Here is a 23,272-nt window from a genome sequence, read left to right as displayed (position 1 = left end):
TACACTCGAGATATGCGATACCACAACTGGTTGCTGATAGCACCTATCCTATTGATCCTCTCCTGCAAATCGGGAGAGAAGTCCTACAACAAAGGCCGTTATGACGATGCCGTGCTGTTGTTCGTAAAAAAGCTGCAAAAACGCCCCCAGGATGCCACCGCTCTTGACCTTCTTCCCAAAGCCTATGATCAGGCAAAACGTTTACATGAGGACAGGGTGAACGGTTACATGGTTTCCAATAATGAGCTTAAATGGGAGAACATCCGCGGAGAATACCATTCTCTGCAAAGATTGTACGATGCTATTCACGCCTCTCCCGCCGCATCGGCTATCGTTACTCCTAAAGATTACCGGAATGCTATTACCGGCGCCCAGGAAAATGCTGCGCAGGTAAGGTATGACCGGGGTGTAGATCTCCTTGAACAGGGCGATAAGCCCAGTGCCAGACGCGCTTTTGACGAATTTAATGCCTGCGTGGGCATCATTCCCAATTACCGCAATGCGGCTCAGTTAAGGGATGAAGCTTATCAACGCGGTGTTGTGAATGTGGTAGTGCGCGCTATCGATGTACGTTCTCCCAGCTTCCAGTTCAGTGCAGATCAGTTCAGAGATATCCTGATACGCAACCTGCAGAACCGCAATATCAACCGTTTCGTTCAGTTTACTGACGAGCGCATAGCACAGAGCAATAACCTGCGCCCGGACCAGTTCCTGGAAATGCGGTTTTATGATTTCGTTGTTGGCCAGACATATGTGGATCGCACACAGAAAGAAGTGAGTAAGGAGATTGAAGTTGAATCTACCAAAGACAGTACAGGGAAAAAAGTAGTTATCCGTACTAAAACAGTGAAAGCCACACTGTTCTATGTAAGAGCTACAGTATTGTCTGAAGGGCAGCTGGACTACCGGTTGATAGACGTAGCCAGCAATAATATTGTTCGTGGTGACCGTTTGCCGGGTAACTATACCTGGGTAAATGAATTCTCTTATTATAAGGGAGATGTGCGTGCACTGAGTGAGCAGGATAAGAGCACACTTGGTGGTGAGGATATTCCGCCACCGCCACCGCAGGACCTGTTCATGCTGTTCACTAAACCTATTTATGATCAGCTGACAAGAGAAATGCAGGTGGTATATAATAGTCTTTAACAGGAAAAGGGGCATATTCTGAAATATGCCCTTTTCTATTCATTAAATGTACCGGAAAGGGCTGGTAATCTATGGGTTAGCAGTAACCGCATCTGTGGGGGGCACAGCACAGGAAGAGAATAAGAGGTATTAATCCACAATAGAAGGCAACCGTACATGTTTGTATGCGGGTTTGGCAATATGTTCCTTTAGCTTTTTAAAGGTCTCTGTGGGACCTTTGGCGGCAAAGAGATTGACTGCCCATACAGGAATAGAACCTCCGGGATCTGTTTCAAGTGTGTAATCTATTTTAACAGTATTCTTCGGACCGGGAGACAGTATCCATTTACCGGAAGATTTATTCACCCTTACAATCCCTTTTTTTTCGGGAACATAATTGTGTATTACCGGACCATCAATGGTCACAACTTTGGTATGCTGGTCCTGTGAAGCTTTGAGATGGGCCACAAAATCCCTGTTGCTGATAGGCCAGGGCAATGCTACTTCTGAATAATAATAGACTTCAAGAGGGCTGACCTGTTTCAGTAAAGTACTTGATTTTGTGCTGTATACCCATTCAGCCCCGGTATTTACATCAAGCACAATGGCAGTAAGCTGGGAGAGAGTAGCCTGGAGGGAACATTTTACACGGATAGCTTTCAGATCAGAATTTTCTACATTTTTAATATAGACTTCAATCCCGTCCTTGTTCGATTTGAGCTTCCAGTTAGTCTGTGCACTTGCTACAGTACATGCCAGCAATGCTGTACAAATTAATCCTGTTATTTTTCTCATGATTTAACGCCATTCTAAGAATCTTATATGCAAGGTACTGATTATTGAATTGCTGCCGCACTTACTTCTTATTTTTCCAGGTTCTTCTTATCCAGTGTTTTAAGTGCGGAAAGGCTGCCAACCGCTGTAGATGGCTCTCCTTCAAAAACATATGTTTGTCCGTCGATATCTACTTTGATACCCAGTTTCCTTGAGATACCTTCTCTCCTGTCGTAAAGCTCATACTTCGCGTCTTCATTTGAGAACTGTAAAGTAGAGCTCTCTGCATTGTAGCGCACTTTACCGGCAATATTACTCTGCTGCTGTTCGCTCCATGTCACCTCCGGATAATAGAATTCAACACTCTGATCTTTTTTCAGCAAAGCATAGAACAGGTTCTCCTCTCCTACATGGAATATCAGCACCTGTTTCCCGTTCTTTGTGAGAGTGAAAGAAAGCACGGTGTCTATTTTGTCGCCACCCAGGTAAAGGGACATGGATGTTTCCTGTTTGCCTGCTACCCATTTCTGTTCAGATACCTCTTCAAAATAAGGTTCTGTGTTACTCATGCTGGATTCTGTTATCTTCACGGGCTTTGGTTTATCCTGCACCACTTCAAACTCTGAGAACTGATGCCAGCAACACCCGCTTTTTGTCATGGTATTCAGTCGCTTACGTTTTTCGTCTACCTGGAACATGCCACAGTATTCCTGCGCCAGGCGGGTAAATGCCGCGCTGCGTCTGAATCCCGCAGCTGTGGCCAGGTATACCTGGTAAGAAGGGCCATGATAACAGCTGTTCTGCCCGTCCATAAGGGCGAAGTCTTTTTGTCCGTCAAAATTGAAATCTTTGTAGATCAGCACACTTTGTTCTCCATAAGGAGCTTCCAGTATATTGGCCTTTACATTTCCGTCATGGAGCTCCAGTGTCAGCTCTTCCGAAGTGGTGTGAAACAGTTCTTTATTCTTCAGCTTATCATAGACAGCCACAGTACCGGACATAAATACATTTGCCGTATCTGCAACGCTGACTATACCATAATACTTATCTGAAAATCCATCAATCCTGAACGGAATTGGTTGCTGTGCCCGGGAAGCTGTGGCACACAAAAGCAGCATGCAGACTGCTGTGGTGTTTTTTATACGCATATAATTGTAAAACCTGGATCAAAGGTATGACAAAACTAAGGTTCATACGGAATCTCCTATATCCCTGAAAATGATTATTTTGGAAATACCCGATTAAAAAGAAGCGCTTTGACCATCCGGCCAAAGCGCTTCTTTTTTTACTTATCCAGGTTGGGATTATTATTACTTTCTACTATCGGTATGGCAAACAGGTAATACGGACTGTTAGGAACATAAGCGCTGCCATCAGGGAATTTCAGGGAAGTATGCCCTTTGGCTGTCACTGTTTTAAAGGTACCGTCCCCACGGGGAACAGAAACTCTGACAGGATTTCCGCTGGCATCAGTATATGCTTTCCTTACAACAGATTGTTGTGTACGCAGAATATCAGACAGTGAAAATCCTTCTCCCCATAATTCTTTTCTCCTCTCCTTCCAGATCTCCTGTACCACTTCATCTTTTGTCTGTGTTGTGATGACCAGTGGCGTGGCGTTACGTGCAGTTCTTAATTTGTTCAGAGCAGCAGCGGCTTCCGGCAGCAATCCCTGTTCTGCATAGCCTTCTGCTTCTATCAGGTACATTTCTGCAGCGCGCATCAATACAATATCGCCTGTCATATCAGAACGGAAGATGAATTTTTTATAGCGGAGCAGCCCTTCACGGCCGGGTAATGTATCCCATTCAAAGAGGTTGCTGCGCACATCACTGGCTTCGAAGAGCTCCTTAAAGTAGGGATCTGCCATAAAGCTATAGTAATAGGATGCCGGAGAAGATACATCCAGGAAGTGGAAGCTGTAGCTGGCTACGCTCTGGCTGGGTATCTGCGGATGGCCCCAGATCCATTCAACATTCTGTACATCATTGAAACCCTTTGCATAGTCTGCACCTGACATCAGGGAGTAAGACTGTACAGCAGCAGCAGCTTTCTCTGCAGCCAGCTGCCAGTTCCCCATGTTCAGGTAAGCCCGTGCCAGCAGTCCGTTAGCTACATTGGCATTGATCTTATGTTTGCTGGCAGAAGCGCGGGAGTACCCCTGTAACAGTTTAACTGCAGCTTCCAGGTCTGTAGTGATAAGTGTATATAATTCTGTTGCCGTGCTTTTAGCCTTACCCTGTGTAGTGCTGGTGCTGGGCTCTGTATAAACCGGCACTACTTTGGCATTAGGGTCTTTCCTGTAATTGAACTGCCAGAAATTAGCCAGTGTAAGGTAGCAATGTGCTCTGAGCGCCAGCGCCTGGCCTTTGAGATAGCCTTTCTCTGCTTCATCGCCGGTTACCTGGTCTACTTTTGCGATCACATTATTACAGTTATCTATCACTTTATAAAGTAAGCGCCAGAAATATTCAGGGCGTCTTATTGTCCTGTCAGGAAGGTCAGTGAACTGGTAAGATGCCGGATAACCGTATTTGCTGGTCAGGATAGCCACATCGCTGCCCATAGCATCACTTGCGCGGAGAATGGCGCTGTAACCGGGATTGGCGAAAGTAAAGTAAGTATCCATCATATATGCCCAGGTGCCATTCAGGACGGTTTCAATATCGCCGGTAGTTTTGTAGAGTTCCTGTTCAGGAATAGCGTTTGTGGGCTGCTGGTCCAGGAAGTCTTTGCTGCAACCGCTAAGTATTGTACCGGCTACCAGGAATGCAAGTATATATTTCTTTATTAGCATGATTTTCTGTTTTGCTTTTTAATGATGACGAGTGAGATCAGAAGCTGAGATTCAGGCCGGCAGAGAGTGATTTGATAGCCGGGTAACGGTAGTAGGTTGAACCGTCAACACTCTGTTCCGGGTCCATGCCCTTATGACCGAACCAGGTAACCAGGTTATCTCCCTGTACAAATACGCTGAGTGAATTAATACTGGCCCTGCGTAATAATGTAGCAGGAATAGCATACGTAAGGGTTACGTTCTTCAGCCTTGCATAGGTTGCATCGTATAAAAAGCGGGTGGAAGTGGATGTCCAGCTGTTGTTGATGGTAGATACGGCAGGAACATCTGTTTTGGTATTTGTGGGCGTCCAGCGGTTAAGCATTTCGGACGACCATCCACGACCTGTGGAAGCGCCATTGTGCATGAGCAGCAGCATGTCGTTGTCCAGTACTTTGCCACCTACGCTGTAAGTGAGCAATACTGAGAGGCTCAGGCCTTTGTAAGAGAAAGTATTTGTAACACCACCATAGAAATCAGGCAATGCAGAACCGGCATATACCTGTGTGGCGTTGGCGTAGACAGTGGTAGCTTCTTTCTTACCATCTGCATTTACCTTATACCATTGAGGCCGGCCGTTGGTTTCATTCACACCTGCCCATTCGCGGATGTAGAAGTCATATACAGACCTGCCTACCATCAGCTTTTTAGTACCGCTGATGATCTCTTTCTGAGGCAGTTCGGTGACAGTGTTCTTATAATGTGTGAAGTTGAGGTTCAGTCCCCAGGTAAAGTCTTTCAATCGCACCGGGATAGTATTTAACTGTACTTCCACACCGGAGTTGCGTAGTGCGCCGATGTTGGCGTCAATATAATCAAACCCGGTTGATACGGCCAGTGGCAGCTGGTAAAGGAGGTCTTTGGAACGGCGGCGGAAATATTCTACAGTACCGCCTATCCTGTTACCCAGTATGGAGAAATCTACGCCTGCATTCAGGTTCAGGTTTGTTTCCCATTTCAGGTTCTCTGTAGGGAGGCGTGTTTTGTAGGCGCCACCTTCTCCGAGGTTGTTGTAAATGGTGTAGAGTCCCTGGTAAGCATAGTAATTGCCCAGGTTGTCATTACCCTGAGCACCGTAGCTTGCTTTCAGCGCCAGCAGGTCTACCCAGCCTGCGCTTTGCAGGAAGGATTCTTTGTTGAGCTGCCAGGAGGCGCCGACTGACCAGAAAGTACCCCACCTGTTTTTGGGCGAGAAGCGGGAAGAACCGTCAGTACGTAGTGAGGCAGAGAAATAGTATTTCGCTTTATAGTCGTACGTAGCGCGGCCCAGGTAACTGGACAGGGAATAATTATCTGCCAGGCCGGAGAAGTCGAGCAGTTGCGATGCAGCAACCGGTTCTGTAAGACCGCCTTTCACAAAGCCCTGACGGGATCCGTCAAAAGTGCGGTAGTTCAGTTTATACGCCTCCTGTCCGGCTAACAGGTTGATATGATGTTTTTCGTGGAAAGTAGCGTCCCAGGTAAACAGGTTGTTAACGGTCCAGCTAAGTGTACGGCGGTTAACGCGGGAAACGGTACCGCCTATCTCTGCATCCCAGCCGTAGTCCGGGTTGGTATAGTCGTTGTTATTACGGTTGATGAAGTCTGTGTTGAAGCTGGAGCGGAACTTCAGTCCTTTCCAGAGTGTGAGCTCTCCGTAGATACGTGCAGAGATATCGTCACGCAGTTCTTTATGTTCGTCAAGATAAGCCGTACCTACCAGGTTGGTGCTGGTATTGGCGGCGCTTGGGCGGTAGTCGCCATAATCAAGCACTTTATTGCCACTGGCATCTCTTATAAAAGAGCCGTCAGGATTGCGCTGGTAGATGGGATAAAAGGAAGGCATGAGACGGCCGTACTGGATGTAGTTGTCTGTACGGCTGTCTTCAGACGGAGGGCCGTCCTGTATGGAATGCGCTGCATTCAGGTTCAGGCCTACTTTCAGATATTTCTTGGCGTCGAGGTCCAGGTTGGCGCGTACGTTATATCTTTTGAAACCGGAGTTGAGCGCCATACCCTGATCGTCCAGGTAGCCGCCTGAGATGAAATAACGGCTTGCTTCGCTACCCCCGCTGATGTTGATGTTGGCTTCAGTGCGCTGACCGGTACGTTGTGTGGCTTTCTGCCAGTTATCGTTCCAGAGAGGTTTTGCGCCCGTCACCAGTTTGCCGTCAGTGCCTACCGGTTCCGGATATTGCGGGCCGTAAGGATTAATACCCAGCCTTTCTACCAGCGTGCTGGTGGCGCTTTGAGCAGGATTGGGCTGTCCGTTGGTAGTAGCTGCATTGCGCAGCGCTTCCCAGTACAACTCGAAATAATCGTTTGTACCCAGGGTTGAATAGTCGGCTACTGCTCTTTTGGAAATACCTCGACTAACGCGAACGTCTATCTGGCTTCCTTTGGTATTCCTGCGTCCCTGGCGTGTAGTGATGATGATCACTCCGTTGGCGCCGCGGGAACCATACAGGGCGCTGGAAGAGGCGTCTTTCAGCACACTGATGGATTCTATATCAGCCGGGTTAATAGCGCTTAGTGTACCGCCATAGGGAACACCGTCCACTACATAGAGGGGAGCGCTGGAAGCGTTGATAGATCCGATACCGCGGATGCGGATGGTGGCGTCGCTTCCCGGCTGACCGCTCGGGGATGTTGACTGCAGGCCAGGTACCTGCCCCTGGAGAGCCTTGGATACACTGGATACCTGCAGGTTCTGAATCTGTTCTTTTTTGATCTGTGAAACAGAGCCGGTATAGCTGGCTCTTTTGGCAGTACCATAGGCTACTACCACCACTTCATCAATATCTTTGGCGCCGGCCTGCAGAATGATGTTCAGTGGTTTTCCGGTAATGGTCACTTCCTGTTGCTGGAGGCCCACGTACGAGACTACCAGTGTTGTGGCAGCAGGGTCAGAGACCTGTAAGGAAAAATGCCCGGTGGGGTCGGTTACTCCTCCGATGGAAGTATTCTTAACAGATACAGTGGCGCCGGGTAGTGGTGTGTTGTCCCGGGCGGAGGTAACAGTACCGGTAACGGTCCTGACCTGTGCCCTGGTAATAACAGGGAGGAAAAATAGTAATGCCAGTACAATTCTTTTCAGCATAAGCGATTTGTTTTGAAGGTTAGTTGAATATCGGTTCCGTTAGGGCAAAGAGAATCCCTTGAAGTGTTGGTGGTCACTTCGGTTGTCTGCTACAGCCTGTAACTTTTTAAGGTTTGATTGAGACGGTTTCCTTTTTTATCTACTTATCCTACTAAGCCGGTAGGGTAAGCGGGGCAAATCTAGGTGGTTAAAAAAAGATTAACAAATAAAATTTACAATAAGATAGGATAAAAAGGTGGTGTTTCAAAATGGGGATGATATGCAGGAAAAAGGGCTGGCCTATGGCCAGCCCCGGAAAACTTATCAGGCGCCTGCTTCGAAACCGTCGTCTGTCAGCCAGTTGCCGCTATCTGCAGCCTGTGTTGCCAGTTCATCACAACGGTTATTATATGGGTTAGTGGCATGTCCTTTCACCCATGTAAACTTTACCTGTTGTCTTTTATAGGCAGGAATGAAACGCTGCCAGAGGTCCTTATTCTTTTTGTCTTTAAATCCTATCTTGACCCAGTTCCACAACCATCCTTTCTCAATACTGTTCACCACATATTCGCTATCAGTGAAGATACGTACAGGAAGCCCGTCACGTTTCAGCATTTCCAGAGCAACAATAACAGCCATCAGCTCCATACGGTTATTGGTAGTACGGCGATAGCCCTGTGATAATTCCTTTCGTACGTTGTTCCACATAAGGATCACCCCATAGCCGCCAGGGCCGGGATTACCGCGTGAGGAACCGTCCGTATAAATAATAACTTCCGACATAGCGGGCAAAGATAGTCAAAAGACTTTAACAGGATCATACCTGGAAAACCCCTAATGAAAATGGTTGTTCCACGGGGGCATTGTTTGCCGCGCTGATGCTTTCAGACAGTATCCTGCGTGTATCTCCCGGATCAATGATCTCATCTACCCAGAGACGCGCTGCTGCATAATAAGGTGTGGTCTGGCTGTTATACCTGTCAGTGATCTCTGTAAGCAGTTTCTGTTCTGCTTCAGGAGTGATCTCCTCTCCTTTTGCCTTGAGCGATGCTACCTGTATCTGCAGTAGTGTCCTGGCGGCCTGCTCTCCGCCCATTACAGCTATCTTGGCGTTAGGCCATGCGTAGATAAAACGGGGATCATATGCTTTGCCGCACATGGCATAGTTACCCGCGCCATATGAGTTACCTACTATCACGGTAAATTTGGGCACTACAGAATTGGCTACGGCATTCACTAATTTTGCACCGTCTTTTATGATACCGGCATGCTCGCTGCGGCTTCCTACCATGAAGCCGGTTACGTCCTGCAGGAATACCAGTGGTATTTTTTTCTGGTTGCAGTTCATAATAAAACGTGCAGCTTTATCGGCGCTATCATTATAGATAACGCCTCCCATCTGCATCTCTCCTTTTTTACTCTTTACGATCTTGCGCTGATTGGCTACAATACCAACAGCCCAGCCATCTATGCGGGCATATCCGCAGAGAATGCTTTTGCCATAATCTTCTTTATACTGGTCAAACTCTGAGCGGTCTACGAGCCGTTCAATGATCTCCAGCATATCGTAAGGTTTGGCGCTTTCTTCAGGGATGATGCTGTATAAAAGTTCCGGATCTTTTTCGGGTAAGGCTGGAGTGATACGGTCAAACCCGGCAGTAGAGGGATGTCCCAGCTTGCTCACTATTCTTTTTATCTGGTCCAGGCATTCTTCGTCGGTATTAAATTTATAATCTGCTATACCTGAGATCTCTGTATGGGTAACGGCGCCGCCTAACGTTTCTGCATCTACTGTTTCTCCTATGGCAGCCTTTACCAGGTAAGGGCCTGCCAGGAAAATAGAGCCGTTGCCGTTCACCATGAGCACTTCATCGCTCATAATAGGTAGATATGCACCGCCGGCTACGCAGCTGCCCATTACAGCGGCAATCTGGGTGATACCCATGGCGCTCATGCGGGCATTGTTGCGGAAAATGCGGCCAAAGTGCTCTTTGTCGGGGAAGATCTCGTCCTGCATGGGGAGGTAAACGCCTGCGCTGTCAACCAGGTAAATAATGGGTAACCTGTTTTCCATTGCTATTTCCTGGAGGCGGAGGTTCTTTTTTCCTGTCATCGGAAACCAGGCGCCCGCTTTTACTGTCATGTCGTTGGCAACGATCATACACTGGCGTCCGCTTACATAGCCGATACCACCTACTGTTCCGGCTGCAGGACAACCGCCATGTTCAGCATACATGTCATAGGCCGCAAAGGCGCCTATCTCTGTAAAGGGACTGTCTTTGTCCAGCAGGTAAGCAATACGTTCACGAGGGGTTAACTTACCTTTCTGCCGCACTTTCTCGAGGTTCTTTTTTCCGCCGCCCTGTTCAATGACGGCAAAGCGTTGTTTCAGGGTACTGAGGGCTCTGCGCATGGCATCTTCATTCCTGTTCAGTTCCAGTTGCTGTGCATCCATATGATTGTTTTTGGTTACGGTCCTTGATTACTGACCGTTTTTAAAAATAAGGAAAAAAGAAGGATTAACGTGGCGGCAATGAAGCTGTTTTGATTTTCCGGGGAATAAAAAAAAAGAGCCGGCCTGCGGCCAGCTCGAAATGAGAGGTTACTCAGACGGCGGTATCACTACATTATTCGAATCTACTTCAAACAAACGTTTCGCATAAATCAGCCGCTGTTTATAATAATCACTTTTTGTTATATCCACTATATTTACTCCCTGGTTACTGGAATGTATCATCAGGATCTTATCGCCTTCTACTTTATACACACATCCCACGTGGGCAATTCTCTTTTCCTTGCTCCTGGTCTTCCTTCTGCCGGTAAAGAACAACAGATCTCCGGGGCTGAAGTCGGAGGCTGTGATCATATATCCCAGTCTGCCTATATCTGCCGCTGTGCGTGGCAATGTCATACCAATAAAAGAGAAGCCGAATTTGATAAGGCCGCTGCAATCAAACCCCATGGGACCAATAGCACCCCGGATATAAGGTTTACCCAGCTCAGATTCCAGGATAGCGAGCAGCTGACGCACGTTCCCGCTTATATTGAGCCCGGTAGTATCCAGATTTTCAGACAGGTAAAAACTATCTATAGGTTGAGGCTCCCTGGGAATCACTACTTTTTTTGCAACAGGTTTCTTTTTTGCCGTGGCTTTATGATGATAGGCAGTTTGATGTTTCTTTACAGGAGCGCTTTTAGGTTTTTTCTTTGTTTGCGCTGGTACTGTTGTAATGGCCGCAAAGGATATGATTATTGGCAGTAGCTTCTTCACATGTTCAATTTTTTTAATCAAAAGATCCTGCATCCACGCCGGTGAATCCGAAATCAGTTTCTGAAAGAGAACGGATCATCCTGAATGCTTGCATGGTGGAATCTGGTTTGGGCACCCCCTCTCCTTGCTGGAGAAAGGAAAAGACCTTATTTTCTACCAGATTTCCTTCATTGGTGATCTTCACCTGCAGCAAAGGTGCAACATTATTGGGAGATTTCAGATTGAATTGATGATATGTGGCAAAATTTCCCAAACTATAAACTATTAATTTTCCTTTATACATCTCCATTCCCCTTACTACATGGGGGCCTGAACCCAGTACCAGGTCAGCTCCGGCATCCACACAGATCCGGCTGAAACGGGTCAGGTGCCCTCTGTTCTGTCCCATGAAAAATTCCCTTGTTTTGGGGGTATGTTTACGGGAAGCGCCTTCTGCTCCTCCGTGAAAGAATACCACCAGGACATCGCATTGTTTGCGTACTTCTTTTACGTAAGACGCCACCAGGGTGTCATTGTTCAGGTCCAGGCAATTGCTGTGAGGGGCAAAAGATACGAAGCCGAACTTTGTATTGCGGATAGTGAGGGTATCGATGGGGTGCTGTGGTACCCCGCTGGTACGGATATTATTACTGTCAAGAAAAGCGAGGGTGTGCTCTACGCCTTTCATGCCAAAATCAAATGAGTGGTTATTGGCAAGGTTAAGATAATCAAAGCCTGCATCTTTATACCATTGGGCATATTTAAGAGGAGTGCGGAAGGCAAAGCACTGTGTGCTGGTGCCGCAGTTCTTGAATACTTTGGCATTATCTGAAATGGTGCCTTCCAGGTTGCCCAGGCGCAGGTCCGTCTGCTTCAGGAGAGGCATGGCATACTGAAGGATGTTGCCGTCTTCATTTACTGGCAGATAAGCCGCTGCCGGATAGGATGAACCTATCATCAGGTCTCCTACAACTGAAATACTGATAGTATCTGTGACATCGGCAGGTTTTACCTGCTCCAGCTGATATTCATGATGAAGGTAATTATGCGGATACTCAGCTCTTACCGGCTGTTTCTCAAACAATACATGCGCAATGATAATAAGTCCTATCACATTAAATGAAAATAATGGGATACTCCTGGCTACTCTTAACATATTTCTGATAACAAATGAATACTAATGCTGATTAAAGGGGGGCTACACAATATCGTCCCTTGAGGTCGTTTACAGGGCAAACATAAGATAAATCATGCATAAATACAATATGTGATGGTGCAAAATGGAATGAACAAAATGGCTGAAGGGAAATCTGGGGAGAGGATATAAATTTGTGTTTATCGTTAACCTTAAAACAATCAATAATGTCAGAAATGCAGACAGAAGTATTATTATCAGGGATTAAATCCTTGATACAGGAGGAGTTAAAACCAATCCGGGATGAGTTTGAATCAATCCGGGTTGAGTTCAAATTAATCCGGGACGAGTTCAAATTAATCCGAGACGAGTTCAAATTAATCCGGGACGAGTTTAAATTAATCCGGGACGAGTTTAAATCAATGCAAGGCCAGTTGCAAGCTGTTGAAGAAAGACTGGAAGGAAAGATCAATTTAGTACGCGGACAATTGGTAGGGGTCCAAACTGATGTAAGTATAATCAGGATAGATTTGCTAAAAGTCAGGACTGATGTAGAAGAGATCAAGTTTAATGAGGAAGAAGTCAAGGATGAGATAGAGGAGATCAGGGTTGATGTAGAAGAGCTTAGGCTTGACGTGGATAAGATCAGGACCGACGTAGATGCGATCAAGCTTGATCTGGAGAGAATCGACAGGTTAACCGGTTACCGGGCAGATACTGATTTGACCGGAAACAAGATGACTGCCTGATCCATTACCATCAACCAACCGTACCCCTAAAATATTTAAACCTTACCGCAAAACGCGGTAAGGTTTTTTTGTCGGATCACTTAATAAAGCTCATATTATATACCTTCCCGTTCTTCTGCACAGAAAGCCAGTATATTCCGGCTTTTAACCGGGATACATCGATCCTGTTTGCCGTGAGCCGGGTTTGCAGCACCCGTTTACCGGAAACATCTGTAATATAGATGATTGCACCGCTGAGATCTGTTCCTGCCCGTATATACAGGTCATTTCCAACCGGGTTGGGATATATGATCAGATTCCCCGTTTTATTTGTTTCCCCTGTATGCTGCGCCAACGTCTGTGGAGCTGCAAGTATTCCCAGTGGCTGTATTTTCAGGGAAGTGGTCTTATCATTAAAATCACCATCCTGTACCAGGCAACCGGTATTGACTGTACGCGTAACTGACCCGCCACTGAAGTTATCTCCATCATATAGTATTACCTGGTAACCACTATTTACTTCGAGAGAAGAAATATCATTATCAATGATACCCCTCGCAATCAGCTGAGCCAGTGTATAGTTCCCTGCTTCGAGAGTAACCGCAGCCCCGGTGTAGAAACAATCTTTATAGAAAGTAGCTACTCCTGCCGGAGCAGTGGAATTGATGGTCAGAGATGATATACTGTCATTCCAGGGATGGCCTATCCAGGCATTATTGGAAGTAACTGTCAGCTCATCGCCACCAAAATTGTCATTTTTGAAAAAGGATACTTCAGTATTGGCAGGAATAGTATAGGAAGTGATATCATTATCCTTTACCTTCTTCGCTACCAGTGCGGAAGTATTGTAACTCCCTGTGGTCAGCGGCCAGGAGCTGCCGCCATAATTGATGTCCTTGTACAGAAATACCTGGTCCAGTGTTGCTGCTGTTTCTATCATTTTTACACCGCTTAACTGTATAGAATAATCCGGTATTCCGGAGGGTTGTACCATCCAGTTCGCGCTTACCAGGTTGGTAGAAGAATTGATGCCTTTGTTTTTAAGCGTATGTGCATTATAGCGTAATGCTTCATAATAACGGGCACGGGCATCTGCAGAAATATTTCCTTCTCTTGCCAGCAAATAGAAGTAGCGGATAAAGATACCTTTGAAGAGTCCTCCGTCACCACCACCCTGTTCATCGCCAAAGAACATACCGTTAGGCCGCCTGCTGTTCATAGCATATTCAGCGGTCTTTACAGCCTCATTCAGGTAGGTAACATCGCCTGTCACTTTATAAAGTTCCAGTCCTGCGCCAATGTAAGTACCTACATTGTAAGAGAAGATCCAGTCCTTATTGGTTACGCCGGTATTGAGATCAATAGCATCCCATACGGCCCCGGTAACAGGATCCACCAGGTTAGCTTTCATAAATGCGAAGATGTTCTTTGCGTAATCAAGATCTGCCGCCACGCCTGTAATGCGGTATAGTCTTGCAGCGAGGATCACAGCGGGGCCATTGGCACAGGCATTCTTACAACCCGGGCAACTCTTGTTCCAGTTGATAGCATTGCTGGAGTAGCCTGTTTTGATATCTGTCCACAGCGTGTTAGCTACTGTCAGGTATTCTGCGTCTTCAGTAGCAAGGTAAGCGCGCAGACATGCGATGCCCAGCCATTCCATATCATCATAAAAATGATTGATATAGGTGTTTCCGTTAAATGAGCGGATACCATACAGAAGGGCTTTCATGCGGGTCGTGTAAGTGGTGGAACGGGTGCGGATGTATCCGTCTACCAGGACGTCAAGACCATGAGCGCACCACCAGTAGTTCTGATTGGGTACACCGTAGGTGTTGTAAAGACTGGTTTGTAAAGCGTCGGCTACGGGACTGAAGGTTGAGGATTGTGCGTAGCTGCGGGACTGCGTTAAGAGCAGTACGAGAATGAGGGTAAATAAATGTTTCATCTTGAGGGTTTTGTGATAAAAGATCATGAAACCCTGGAGTAACTACAGCAATTAAATATACGATTTCTATTTTTAGCTGGATGGAAAAAAATGGGGCAGCTTGTTCAGATTGCTTTTTGTTGATGAATGATGCGAATGAATTGCTCAAAAAATTGCTTTTGCCGAAGGCGAAAGCAATTTTTTGAGAGGGATTTTGCGCTGCGCGCAGTGCAAAACTTTAGTTATTACTCTATAAATCTATTTCATACCTCTCTTCCGTCAGCTGCAATCCCCACATAGGCATATGCTTCTCCCCCTGACTTTCTGAAACCATTCTTCTTAAACATCCTGATAGCCGCTTCCTGTTTACTGGTAGTGATCAGGTATATCTTCTGGAACAGTTTATCACGTGCAGCAGCTAAAGCCTCGTTCAACAGGCGTTGCCCTATCCCTATGCCACGATAATCCGGGTGTACCAGGAACCAGCGCATCTGCGTAGCATACCTTGAATGGCCCAGTACAGCAATAGACCCAATGATCTGGTTACCATGCATAGCAAGGAAAACCTGGTCTTTGGAGGAATTATATGTTTCGAGGAACTCGAAAAAGGTCTTACAGATAAAGGTCTCAAATTCAATATTATATCCCGCTTCTTTTGCATACAGTGAGCCATGCAGGTGCATCAGGTAACCGGCATCGCCTGGTTGCAGGTCGCGACGGAAGGTAATATCATCCAGGCTGATCCTGCTATCGTCAGAGAGGATATGACGTACCGTTCTCATTGCTCCTGCCAGCGCATGCTGCTGTTCAGGCGCCAATGGCTCAAGTAGCTGACGGATACTTGTACCGGAGCTTTCTTCCAGTATTTCCAGCAATTTACGGCCTTTGGGAGTTAACTGCAGAAACCAGGTACGCCCGTCTGCGGCAGATTTCCGTTTGGAGATCAGCTGGTTCGTTTCAAAGGATTTAAGGATCCGGCTAAGGTAGCCCCCATCTATACCGAGGGAAGCGATCAGTTTTCCTGCTGTGCTGTTTTCTTCATCCTGTTTCAGTTTTACCAATACGCGGAGCGCTGATAATGAAAGATTGTTTTCTGCCAGGTGCTTATTGAGCAGATCCGACAGACTGTTGTAATAATTATTAAACTCACTTACCTCTCTCACCACTTCAAGATTCACTGACATGTCCCTTTTTTTTCGCAAATTTGAAAAATCTGTTTGACAAAAGCAACTTTATTAAAAAATAAACTCCTGCGTAACTAATTGCGCAGGAGTTTATTTTATGTCTATTACTCAGTAAATTATTGAATGGTGGCCCTCACCTTTTTTACATCTGCAGGAGCTACAGCGGATGCCTTGTTCCCAAAACTGCTACGTACATACGTTAAGATATCCGCTATTTCTTCATCTTTTAAGGCTGCCTGTGAAGGCATGGGATTGGAATAATAGTCTCCGTTGATCTCCACTTCTTCATTCAGCCCTTTCAGCAATACACCGATCAGGCGGTTTTTATCTCCCAGCACATATTCCGTTTTGATCAGGGGTGGATTCATCCTTGGTACTCCACTGCCGTTTTCCTGGTGACAGGACATGCAATGTTGTTTATAAAGCGCCTGTCCTTTTGCGAGGCGGCCTGCGGCAACTGCCGGTTTTTTGGTCTGTGCCATCACTGCCGTTACGGTTACAAGCAACAGGCAGGTGAGTATTGATATTCTTCCCATTATTATTTCTTATAAACGATCCGGTAAATAGTTCCTTTCACATCGTCAGACACATATAATGAGCCATCGGGGCCCTGTGCCAGTCCGCAGGGACGGTGTTGCGCATCCCCGGGATATTTCACGGCAGCTGTACCGGCAAAACCATCAGCGAATACTTCCCAGTCGCCGGAAGGCTTGCCATTCTTAAACGGCACAAATACTACATAATATCCTGCCTGGTTTTCCGGCGACCTGTTCCAGGAGCCATGGAAAGCAATGAAAGCGCCGTTGCGGTATTTCTCGGGGAACTGCGTACCTGTATAGAATAGCAGCCCATTAGGAGCCATATGTGCAGGAAAAGCCACCAGAGGGTCTTCAGCGTTATCACCGCCGGTCTTTTTGCCGTCTCCTCCATATTCAGGTGCCAGCATTTTCTTTTTCAGGTATGGGTCATAGTAGATATATGGCCAGCCGCAGTCGGAACCCTGCTTTACGGCGTAAAGACATTCTGCCGGAAGATCTGCGGATTGTTTCTCTGTGAAGAGCGCAGGAAACAGGTCATGCAGCTGATCACGTCCGTGCTGCATGACAAACAACTGATTCTGTTGCTTGTTCCAGTCCAGGCCTACCACATTTCTTAAACCTGTGGCGTAGCGCACACCATCTCCGTAATGCTGGCCAGCTTTATCTGCTTTGAACTGCCAGATGCCACCGGCAGAATCCAGTATAGGACAGGGCTGCATACCCATAGAACCTGCAGTCCTGTCTTTTTCCTGGCAGGAATTGGAATAAGCGCCTACGTTTACATAAAGGTTGCCCGCATCATCCAGTACGAGGGACTTGGATTCATGCTGACGGCGGTTTATCAGCCCGGTAACAATGTTTTCCGGGTTCTGGGTATCTGTTATTTTCTGAGCTGCATCCAGTTTATAACGGTATACATCTGTATTGGAGGAAGCGTAGAGGTAATCTCCTTTTACATAAATGCCTGTGCCGCCAAAGTTACCGAAGCCGGTCTGTTTATCTGACTTGCCATCACCGTTGCTGTCTTCCAGGAAGATGATGCCTTTGCCATCTTTGGCCCTGTCCAGTTTAACGTAAATATCGCCTTTGCTGGTCACTGCAATATGACGCGCCCGGCCCAGCCCGTCTGCAACTACCAGCGCACCAAATCCGGCAGGCAGTTTCAGGCCGGCATTGTTGGCGTCAGGTTTTACGGGTTTAGGATCATCAGGACCGCTGGTATTTGCGGATGCAACAGTGAGATTGGCCACTGCCAGTGTTGCCATCAGGAGGAGTTTGCTCATTTTATACATAAGCATCTTGAGTTTTGTAATTAAGCCAGACTATGAAATTGTAATAGTAAATATGCCTTCGAAAGTACAAAACTTACAAGGGAAATACCTGGCTATATTGATATACGGCTTTCTTCTTTTTGGAATAGTAAGAAAGGACCGCCTTTTAAGGGGCAGTCCTTTTCTTCTTCATCAAACTTTACTGTTATCAACAGCAAGTTTCACCTGATCAGAAACCAGGGTTCTGGACAAGTTTGCTGTTACGGTTTATTTCATCGCGCTGAATAGGCATGAAATACATCTTATCCTGCCAGAGCCGGTTTTCATTCACAAGAGTAACGGGATTATAGGTGTAATCATAATTAGTGGGATCGTATTTATAGATAGTTATCTTACTACCGGCCTTAAGGGTAGCATGGATATTGATGCCCCTTAACTTGCGGCCTATGGTTGGAGCGGCGGTCATCCAGCGGCGCACATCATAGAAACGCTGTTCTTCAAACACCATTTCTATCTCTCTTTCCCGCTGGTATCTTTCTTTAAGCAGTGCGCCTGATTCTGTGATAGGCGGCATGCCTGCCCGGGTGCGGATCTTGTTCAGGTACAGCCTTGCTTCGTCCTCCTCTCCCAGTTCCATACAGGCTTCTGCATAGTTCAATACCATTTCTGTAAGCCGGAAGAAAGCATAGGGTATTTCCTGGCGGAAATACTGTGCATCTACTTTAGGATCAATGAACTTTTTGATGTAATATCCCGTAAAGCTGCCATTCCAGTCTTCTATTGGTCCCTGGCGGGTATCCAGTCCGGGATTCGGAATGGCTTTCTGCGTTGCCGGGTCCCATACTTCGTAGGCGCCTGTTTGTACCTGGTTAGCAGGGTCTTTCGGGGCTACGTCTGTGGGGCGCTGACGCCAGTCGGCTCCGTCATATAGAATAGAAGCATAGAAACGTGGGTCCCTGTTCAGGTAAGGATTAGCCTTATGTGCAGCTTCATTCCAGTTGAAGGGAGTGCCGTCTGCCATTTCGTAATCATCGACCAGAGACTGTGTAGGCGTATTGCCTGACCAGTTATGGTAGCCGTTCAGGCCGTTATAGAGGCCTATCTGTCCGCCGGCTTCCGATTTCTGGTTGATAAAATACCGGGAAAAGATGCTTTCTGAGTTATCTCCCAGGAACATCTGCTGGTAATTATCAGTCGCTTCTTTGGCAGACGCAGGATTGGGGAATGCAAGTTCATATAATCCCATATCTATCACTGCTTTAGCCGCCAGTTTGGCCCGCTGCCAGCGTTCAGTACGGTTGCCGGAAGTATAGCCCAGCAGCGCCGGGTTGGTGGCTGCCGCTATCACAGCAGATTTTCCGCTGGCAGTTGGGAAGTCATGCAGATCACTGGCGGCATAAATGAGAATACGTGATTTGAGAGACAGAGCGGCGCCCTCTGTAGCGCGTCCTTTAGCCAGCATACTTTCCTTACCATGGAGGTAATAGGCAGCAGAATCACAATCTTTTACGATATGCTCCACACAATCAGCAAAAGGACTGCGGGCAATGGAATAGTCCGGGTCGTCCAGGCTGTATACGGAGTCGATCAGTGGCACACCACCATAAGCGCGTACAAGCTGATGATAGAAGTATGCGCGGAGGAAGAACACCTCTCCTTTCAGACGTTCTGCCGATGATAGTTTATCGAACGGTACTTTATTTACGTTCTGAAAGAATACGTTACAGGCGCGTATTCTCCTGTACATTTCTCCCCAGCGGAAAGTGCCGCGGTTATTTATGTACTCTGCATCCGTGAAGCTGATAGTGCCTTCCACCATGTTCTTCATCCCATAGTTATGGGTGAACATGGTCTCATCTGTAGCGGAAGAAAGCATTGTTTCCAGGAAGGCTCCGCTGCTAAGACCGTTATAGATCTCATTGGTAAAAGCTTCAGTTAGTGCAGGGTCTTTCCATACATCATCTTTAGTGGCTTCGCCTAAGGGTTTGGTATTCAGAAAATCAGTATTACAGGCGGCCGTGGTAAATGCAGCAGCCATAGTAACGCCGATGGTTATATTTTTAAGTACTTTTTTCATACGATGGTTGCTTTAGAAGGTCAGATTAAAACCAGCATTGATCACTCTTGCCTGTGGATAGTATTGCCCGTTACCATTGATGGATTCAGGGTCCAGGATACCCAGCTTATCCAGGGTGAACAGGTTCAGACAGTTGGCATAAAGTCTCAGGGAAGTAATGCCGGTGCGTTTCTGTACGAGGTCCGTAAGATTATAGCCAATCTCAACGTTCTTCAGGCGGATGTAATTGGTGCTGCGCATCCAGTATGTGTTACCGGTAGCCCAGTAGGTATCGTTACGGTCATTTACACGGGGATCGACACTGCTGGGTTTATCAGGGCTCCAGCGGTGATCGTAGTAGTCTTTCGTGAAGTTGCCTATCTCACCGGATTCTGTATTAACGGGCAATGCTCCGCCGGCAGCGCCCTGCACCAGGATAGCCATGTCAAAGCTGCGGTACTGCAGGTTTACGTTCACACCGCCGGTAAAGGTTGGTTGTGTGCTCTTATCACTGCGTACCCTGTCATCTCCATCTATCTTGCCATTGCCGTCAATATCTTTGAACTTCATATCTCCCGGGCGCAGGTTATTGCTAAGAGCGCTATAGTCAAGCGTGTTCTTGCTGATAGCGTCAAAATCCCTGAATACACCGTCATACTGGTAGAACAGGCCGGTGTTCATAGGTTTGCCGGTTGACCGCTGCCATGCCGGGGCGCCGGGGGCCTCGTCCCAGAACACGATCTTGTTCTTTGCTACGCCACCGTTTACACTCACGTCATAACGGAAGTCCTTCCCTACCTTATCAGTATAACCTATGCGGAATTCCCATCCTTTGTTATCCACTTTCCCGATATTCTCTGCAGGCAGCGTCATACCGGTGGATTGCGGCACGGAAGCATTCCTTCTTACCAGTATACCTGTACGTTTATTGACGAATGCATCCAGTTCGAAGTAGAGCTTACCTTTGAGCAGCGCTCCATCCAGGCCTACGTTGTAATTATTGGCCACTTCCCAGGTAATGTAAGGATTGGGAATACGGGCTTCATAGAGCGATTTGACCATTTGTCCGCCCAGGATATAACTGCTGAAACCATAAGTAGAAAAGTACTGGTATTCCTGCAGGGTAAGCGTACCATCGCCATCATCATCGTAGTAGATCTGGTCATTACCAAGTTTACCCCAGGATGCGCGCACCTTCAGGTAATCCATGAAACGGACGTTATCCTTCCAGAATTTCTCTTCTGATACCCGCCAGCCCAGCATCAGACCGGGAAAGAAACCGAACCTGGAAGTGGAGGGGAACATATAGGAGCCATCATAGCGCCATACAAATTCTGCGAGGTATTTTTCTTTGTAGTTGTATGCCGCGCGACCAAAATAATTGAGACGGGCACGGTCCCAGGCGCTGCCGTTATTATCTTTTTCTGCATCACCGCCGGCAAACAGCTGGTCTATCAGCGAAGAGATAAAATATTTACGGAGAGCGCTGAAGTTATCGTTATTTACTGTTTCCCTTTCTATACCAAAAACGAAGTTGATATTATGGGCTTTGCGGATAGAGCGCTCATAGGTGAGCAATCCACGCAGCAGCATATTACTCTGGTCTTCATCTGCCTGGTTGAGTGAGGCCTGATCGGTACCGCGTTTGCTTTTTACGAGCAAAGGTGTAGTACCATCTGCCTCATAGGTTTTCTTATCCCATGTATAAAGGTACCAGGGCGTCATCCATCTTTTGGTGCGTTTGAGATATTTATCGAATGCTACGTTACCACTCAGCTTCAGCCCCTGTACACCGGGAACGGTAATGTCCAGCCGCGCGTTGGTCTGGAGGTAATAACGCTTATCCTTATCATACCCTGTCTGATCTGTTGTGATCACCACGGGATTGTTACCATATTCAATATCCGGTCCTGGCAGCCCGTTGGGCCAGAAGGCGGGTTCTGTAGGTTTACCGCGCATGAGCATACGGAATATCTCGCTGGCAGTACGGGTTGGAAAATTCCGGTCTTCCTGCCTGCCAAGCATGTCTACGCTAACGTTTACGTACTTGTTGATCTTGCCATCCAGGTTGATGCGAAGGCTGTACTGGTCATAACCGGTGGCTGATTTTTTATAATAGGCGTCCTGCGACTGGTAGCCAAAAGAGGTGAGATAGCGCATATTTTCGTTTCCGCCGGAAAGCTGTACGCTATGGTTAGATTGAGGAGACCATGTTTTAAAAGTAGCCTTGTACCAGTCTGTATTAGGATAGAGCCATGGGTCAGTGCCATCACGGAATTTCTGGATCTCGTCGAGCCCAAAGGCTACATCCCATTTCTTATTAGTGGTGGGTGAAGTGTAGGTGCCATTCTGTTTGTATACCTGCCATGCAGCGTCCCATTCGCTGGCCGGCACATCGCGGTAAAGGCTCAGTTCATCGCGTAGTTGCGCATATTCCGGCGCGTTGGACATTTTGGGTATATGAGTTGGTTGTGACCACCCCTGGTTAAAGGAATAGGAAAGCTGTGGTTTACCTACCTTACCGCGTTTGGTGGTGACAAGTATAACCCCGTTGGCTGCACGTGCACCGTAGATGGCGGCAGAGGCGTCTTTCAGTACGGAGATATTTTCTATATCGAGAGGATTGAGACGTTCCAGGCCACCCTGGCGTGCGGCTACCCCGTCTATTACTACCAATGGGTCATTGTTGCCAAGCGTGTTGGAACCGCGGATGCGGAGTGAGGAACCATCGTATCCCGGCTCACCGCTGTTCTGCATGGCTGTTACACCAGGCATGCGGCCGGCAATGGAGTTGGAAAGATTGGTGGCTGGTGATTTAACCAGTTCCGCACCTTTTACGGTAGTGATAGCGCCGGATACAGCTTCTTTTTTCTGTGTACCGTAACCTACCACAACCACTTCACTGAGGCCTTTGGTATCGGCTTCCAGCGTAATAGTAAGCGGGGCATTTCCTGTAATGGATATGGTCTGGGCTAAAAAACCGATAGCCGTGACAGTTACCTGCGCGGATTGTGGCACAGCAAGTGTGAATGAACCATCGGGTGCTGTAGTGGTACCTTTGGAAGTTCCCACTATCTTCAGTGTAGCACCTATTACAGGATCATTGTTCTTGTCTACCACTTTCCCTTTTACAATAATGTCCTGATCGGCATAAAAAGCAGCTGGCGTTTCAGCGGAAGCATACCTGAGCGGAGCGCATACGAGGACAATACCGCTGTACATCATACGCAACAGCATTGACTGCCAGGCATGACGGTGCCTGACCTTCAACAGGTCTGAATTTTTCATACGTTTAATTTGTGTGGTTAAAAAAGGATTCCCGCTGGTAATTCCCGTATTACCAGAGTAGGAGATTTTGGTTCACATCTGAGCTAAAAATGTTGGCT

At 47.1% G+C, this 23,272-nt stretch carries 16 protein-coding genes; 2 read left to right on the top strand and 14 right to left on the bottom strand.

What is annotated here, in order from left to right; genetic code table 11:
• The first annotated feature begins 12 nt into the window (after positions 1–12).
• Complete coding sequence (locus GO493_RS07260; RefSeq protein ID WP_157305474.1) at positions 13–1,149, top strand: hypothetical protein; 1,137 nt, start codon at positions 13–15, stop codon at positions 1,147–1,149.
• Between the two features lie 129 nt (positions 1,150–1,278).
• On the opposite strand, the gene GO493_RS07255 is transcribed toward GO493_RS07260, so the two are convergent.
• The 8 genes from GO493_RS07255 to GO493_RS07220 all read right to left on the bottom strand — a co-directional run bounded on the left by GO493_RS07255 (position 1,279) and on the right by GO493_RS07220 (position 12,202).
• Entirely contained in the window at positions 1,279–1,923 is a 645-nt protein-coding gene (locus tag GO493_RS07255) for an START domain-containing protein (protein ID WP_157305473.1), read from the bottom strand.
• A gap of 68 nt (positions 1,924–1,991) precedes the next feature.
• A complete protein-coding gene (locus tag GO493_RS07250) occupies positions 1,992–3,020 on the bottom strand; it encodes an XAC2610-related protein (RefSeq protein WP_198315584.1) in 1,029 nt (342 codons plus the stop codon).
• A gap of 167 nt (positions 3,021–3,187) precedes the next feature.
• Positions 3,188–4,699, bottom strand: a complete 1,512-nt coding sequence (locus GO493_RS07245; RefSeq protein ID WP_157305471.1) for a RagB/SusD family nutrient uptake outer membrane protein — start codon at positions 4,697–4,699, stop codon at positions 3,188–3,190.
• 37 nt (positions 4,700–4,736) lie between these two features.
• Positions 4,737–7,817: a SusC/RagA family TonB-linked outer membrane protein gene (locus GO493_RS07240; RefSeq protein WP_157305470.1), complete on the bottom strand. Its 3,081-nt coding sequence runs from the start codon at positions 7,815–7,817 to the stop codon at positions 4,737–4,739.
• 303 nt (positions 7,818–8,120) lie between these two features.
• Positions 8,121–8,579, bottom strand: coding sequence for a ribonuclease HI (gene rnhA / locus GO493_RS07235; RefSeq protein WP_157305469.1), 459 nt, complete (start codon positions 8,577–8,579; stop codon positions 8,121–8,123).
• Between the two features lie 34 nt (positions 8,580–8,613).
• A complete protein-coding gene (locus GO493_RS07230) occupies positions 8,614–10,251 on the bottom strand; it encodes an acyl-CoA carboxylase subunit beta (RefSeq protein WP_157305468.1) in 1,638 nt (545 codons plus the stop codon).
• A 147-nt stretch (positions 10,252–10,398) separates the two neighbouring features.
• Entirely contained in the window at positions 10,399–11,067 is a 669-nt protein-coding gene (locus tag GO493_RS31205) for a C40 family peptidase (RefSeq protein ID WP_157305467.1), read from the bottom strand.
• A gap of 13 nt (positions 11,068–11,080) precedes the next feature.
• The gene (locus GO493_RS07220) at positions 11,081–12,202 is read right to left on the bottom strand and encodes a CapA family protein (RefSeq protein WP_198315581.1); all 1,122 of its coding nucleotides are present in this window, start codon (positions 12,200–12,202) and stop codon (positions 11,081–11,083) included.
• A gap of 206 nt (positions 12,203–12,408) precedes the next feature.
• On the opposite strand from GO493_RS07220, the gene GO493_RS07215 reads away from it, so the two are divergent.
• Positions 12,409–12,930 carry a hypothetical protein gene (locus GO493_RS07215; RefSeq protein ID WP_157305465.1) on the top strand — a complete coding sequence of 174 codons (522 nt, stop codon included), beginning with the start codon at positions 12,409–12,411 and terminating at the stop codon, positions 12,928–12,930.
• Positions 12,931–13,006: 76 nt separating this feature from the next.
• Here the strand turns inward: GO493_RS07215 and GO493_RS07210 are convergent, their stop codons facing one another.
• The 6 genes from GO493_RS07210 to GO493_RS07185 all read right to left on the bottom strand — a co-directional run bounded on the left by GO493_RS07210 (position 13,007) and on the right by GO493_RS07185 (position 23,174).
• The gene (locus GO493_RS07210; RefSeq protein WP_198315579.1) at positions 13,007–14,857 is read right to left on the bottom strand and encodes a glycoside hydrolase family 76 protein; all 1,851 of its coding nucleotides are present in this window, start codon (positions 14,855–14,857) and stop codon (positions 13,007–13,009) included.
• A gap of 242 nt (positions 14,858–15,099) precedes the next feature.
• Positions 15,100–16,020, bottom strand: coding sequence for a bifunctional helix-turn-helix transcriptional regulator/GNAT family N-acetyltransferase (locus GO493_RS07205; protein ID WP_157305463.1), 921 nt, complete (start codon positions 16,018–16,020; stop codon positions 15,100–15,102).
• A gap of 116 nt (positions 16,021–16,136) precedes the next feature.
• Entirely contained in the window at positions 16,137–16,556 is a 420-nt protein-coding gene (locus GO493_RS07200) for a c-type cytochrome (RefSeq protein ID WP_157305462.1), read from the bottom strand.
• A gap of 2 nt (positions 16,557–16,558) precedes the next feature.
• Complete coding sequence (locus GO493_RS07195) at positions 16,559–17,842, bottom strand: PQQ-dependent sugar dehydrogenase (RefSeq protein ID WP_157305461.1); 1,284 nt, start codon at positions 17,840–17,842, stop codon at positions 16,559–16,561.
• A gap of 217 nt (positions 17,843–18,059) precedes the next feature.
• Positions 18,060–19,907 carry a RagB/SusD family nutrient uptake outer membrane protein gene (locus GO493_RS07190; protein WP_157305460.1) on the bottom strand — a complete coding sequence of 616 codons (1,848 nt, stop codon included), beginning with the start codon at positions 19,905–19,907 and terminating at the stop codon, positions 18,060–18,062.
• A gap of 12 nt (positions 19,908–19,919) precedes the next feature.
• A complete protein-coding gene (locus tag GO493_RS07185; protein WP_157305459.1) occupies positions 19,920–23,174 on the bottom strand; it encodes a SusC/RagA family TonB-linked outer membrane protein in 3,255 nt (1,084 codons plus the stop codon).
• Positions 23,175–23,272 lie beyond the last annotated feature (98 nt).

Origin of the sequence: Chitinophaga tropicalis, from assembly GCF_009758205.1 — a bacterium.
In the GTDB taxonomy this organism is placed as follows: Bacteria; Bacteroidota; Bacteroidia; order Chitinophagales; family Chitinophagaceae; genus Chitinophaga; species Chitinophaga tropicalis.
This window is presented reverse-complemented; position numbering and strand designations above follow the sequence as displayed.

Excerpts from the sequence above, each read along its gene's own strand:
- GO493_RS07195 (WP_157305461.1), bottom strand. The coding sequence starts at position 17,842 with ATGAGCAAACTCCTCCTGATGGCAACACTGGCAGTGGCCAATCTCACT.
- GO493_RS07260 (WP_157305474.1), top strand. The coding sequence starts at position 13 with ATGCGATACCACAACTGGTTGCTGATAGCACCTATCCTATTGATCCTC.
- rnhA (WP_157305469.1), bottom strand. The coding sequence starts at position 8,579 with ATGTCGGAAGTTATTATTTATACGGACGGTTCCTCACGCGGTAATCCC.
- GO493_RS07205 (WP_157305463.1), bottom strand. The coding sequence starts at position 16,020 with ATGTCAGTGAATCTTGAAGTGGTGAGAGAGGTAAGTGAGTTTAATAAT.
- GO493_RS07210 (WP_198315579.1), bottom strand. The coding sequence starts at position 14,857 with ATGAAACATTTATTTACCCTCATTCTCGTACTGCTCTTAACGCAGTCC.
- GO493_RS07230 (WP_157305468.1), bottom strand. The coding sequence starts at position 10,251 with ATGGATGCACAGCAACTGGAACTGAACAGGAATGAAGATGCCATGCGC.
- GO493_RS07245 (WP_157305471.1), bottom strand. The coding sequence starts at position 4,699 with ATGCTAATAAAGAAATATATACTTGCATTCCTGGTAGCCGGTACAATA.
- GO493_RS07215 (WP_157305465.1), top strand. The coding sequence starts at position 12,409 with ATGTCAGAAATGCAGACAGAAGTATTATTATCAGGGATTAAATCCTTG.
- GO493_RS07250 (WP_198315584.1), bottom strand. The coding sequence starts at position 3,020 with ATGCTGCTTTTGTGTGCCACAGCTTCCCGGGCACAGCAACCAATTCCG.
- GO493_RS07200 (WP_157305462.1), bottom strand. The coding sequence starts at position 16,556 with ATGGGAAGAATATCAATACTCACCTGCCTGTTGCTTGTAACCGTAACG.
- GO493_RS07185 (WP_157305459.1), bottom strand. The coding sequence starts at position 23,174 with ATGAAAAATTCAGACCTGTTGAAGGTCAGGCACCGTCATGCCTGGCAG.
- GO493_RS07220 (WP_198315581.1), bottom strand. The coding sequence starts at position 12,202 with ATGTTAAGAGTAGCCAGGAGTATCCCATTATTTTCATTTAATGTGATA.
- GO493_RS07240 (WP_157305470.1), bottom strand. The coding sequence starts at position 7,817 with ATGCTGAAAAGAATTGTACTGGCATTACTATTTTTCCTCCCTGTTATT.
- GO493_RS07190 (WP_157305460.1), bottom strand. The coding sequence starts at position 19,907 with ATGAAAAAAGTACTTAAAAATATAACCATCGGCGTTACTATGGCTGCT.
- GO493_RS07255 (WP_157305473.1), bottom strand. The coding sequence starts at position 1,923 with ATGAGAAAAATAACAGGATTAATTTGTACAGCATTGCTGGCATGTACT.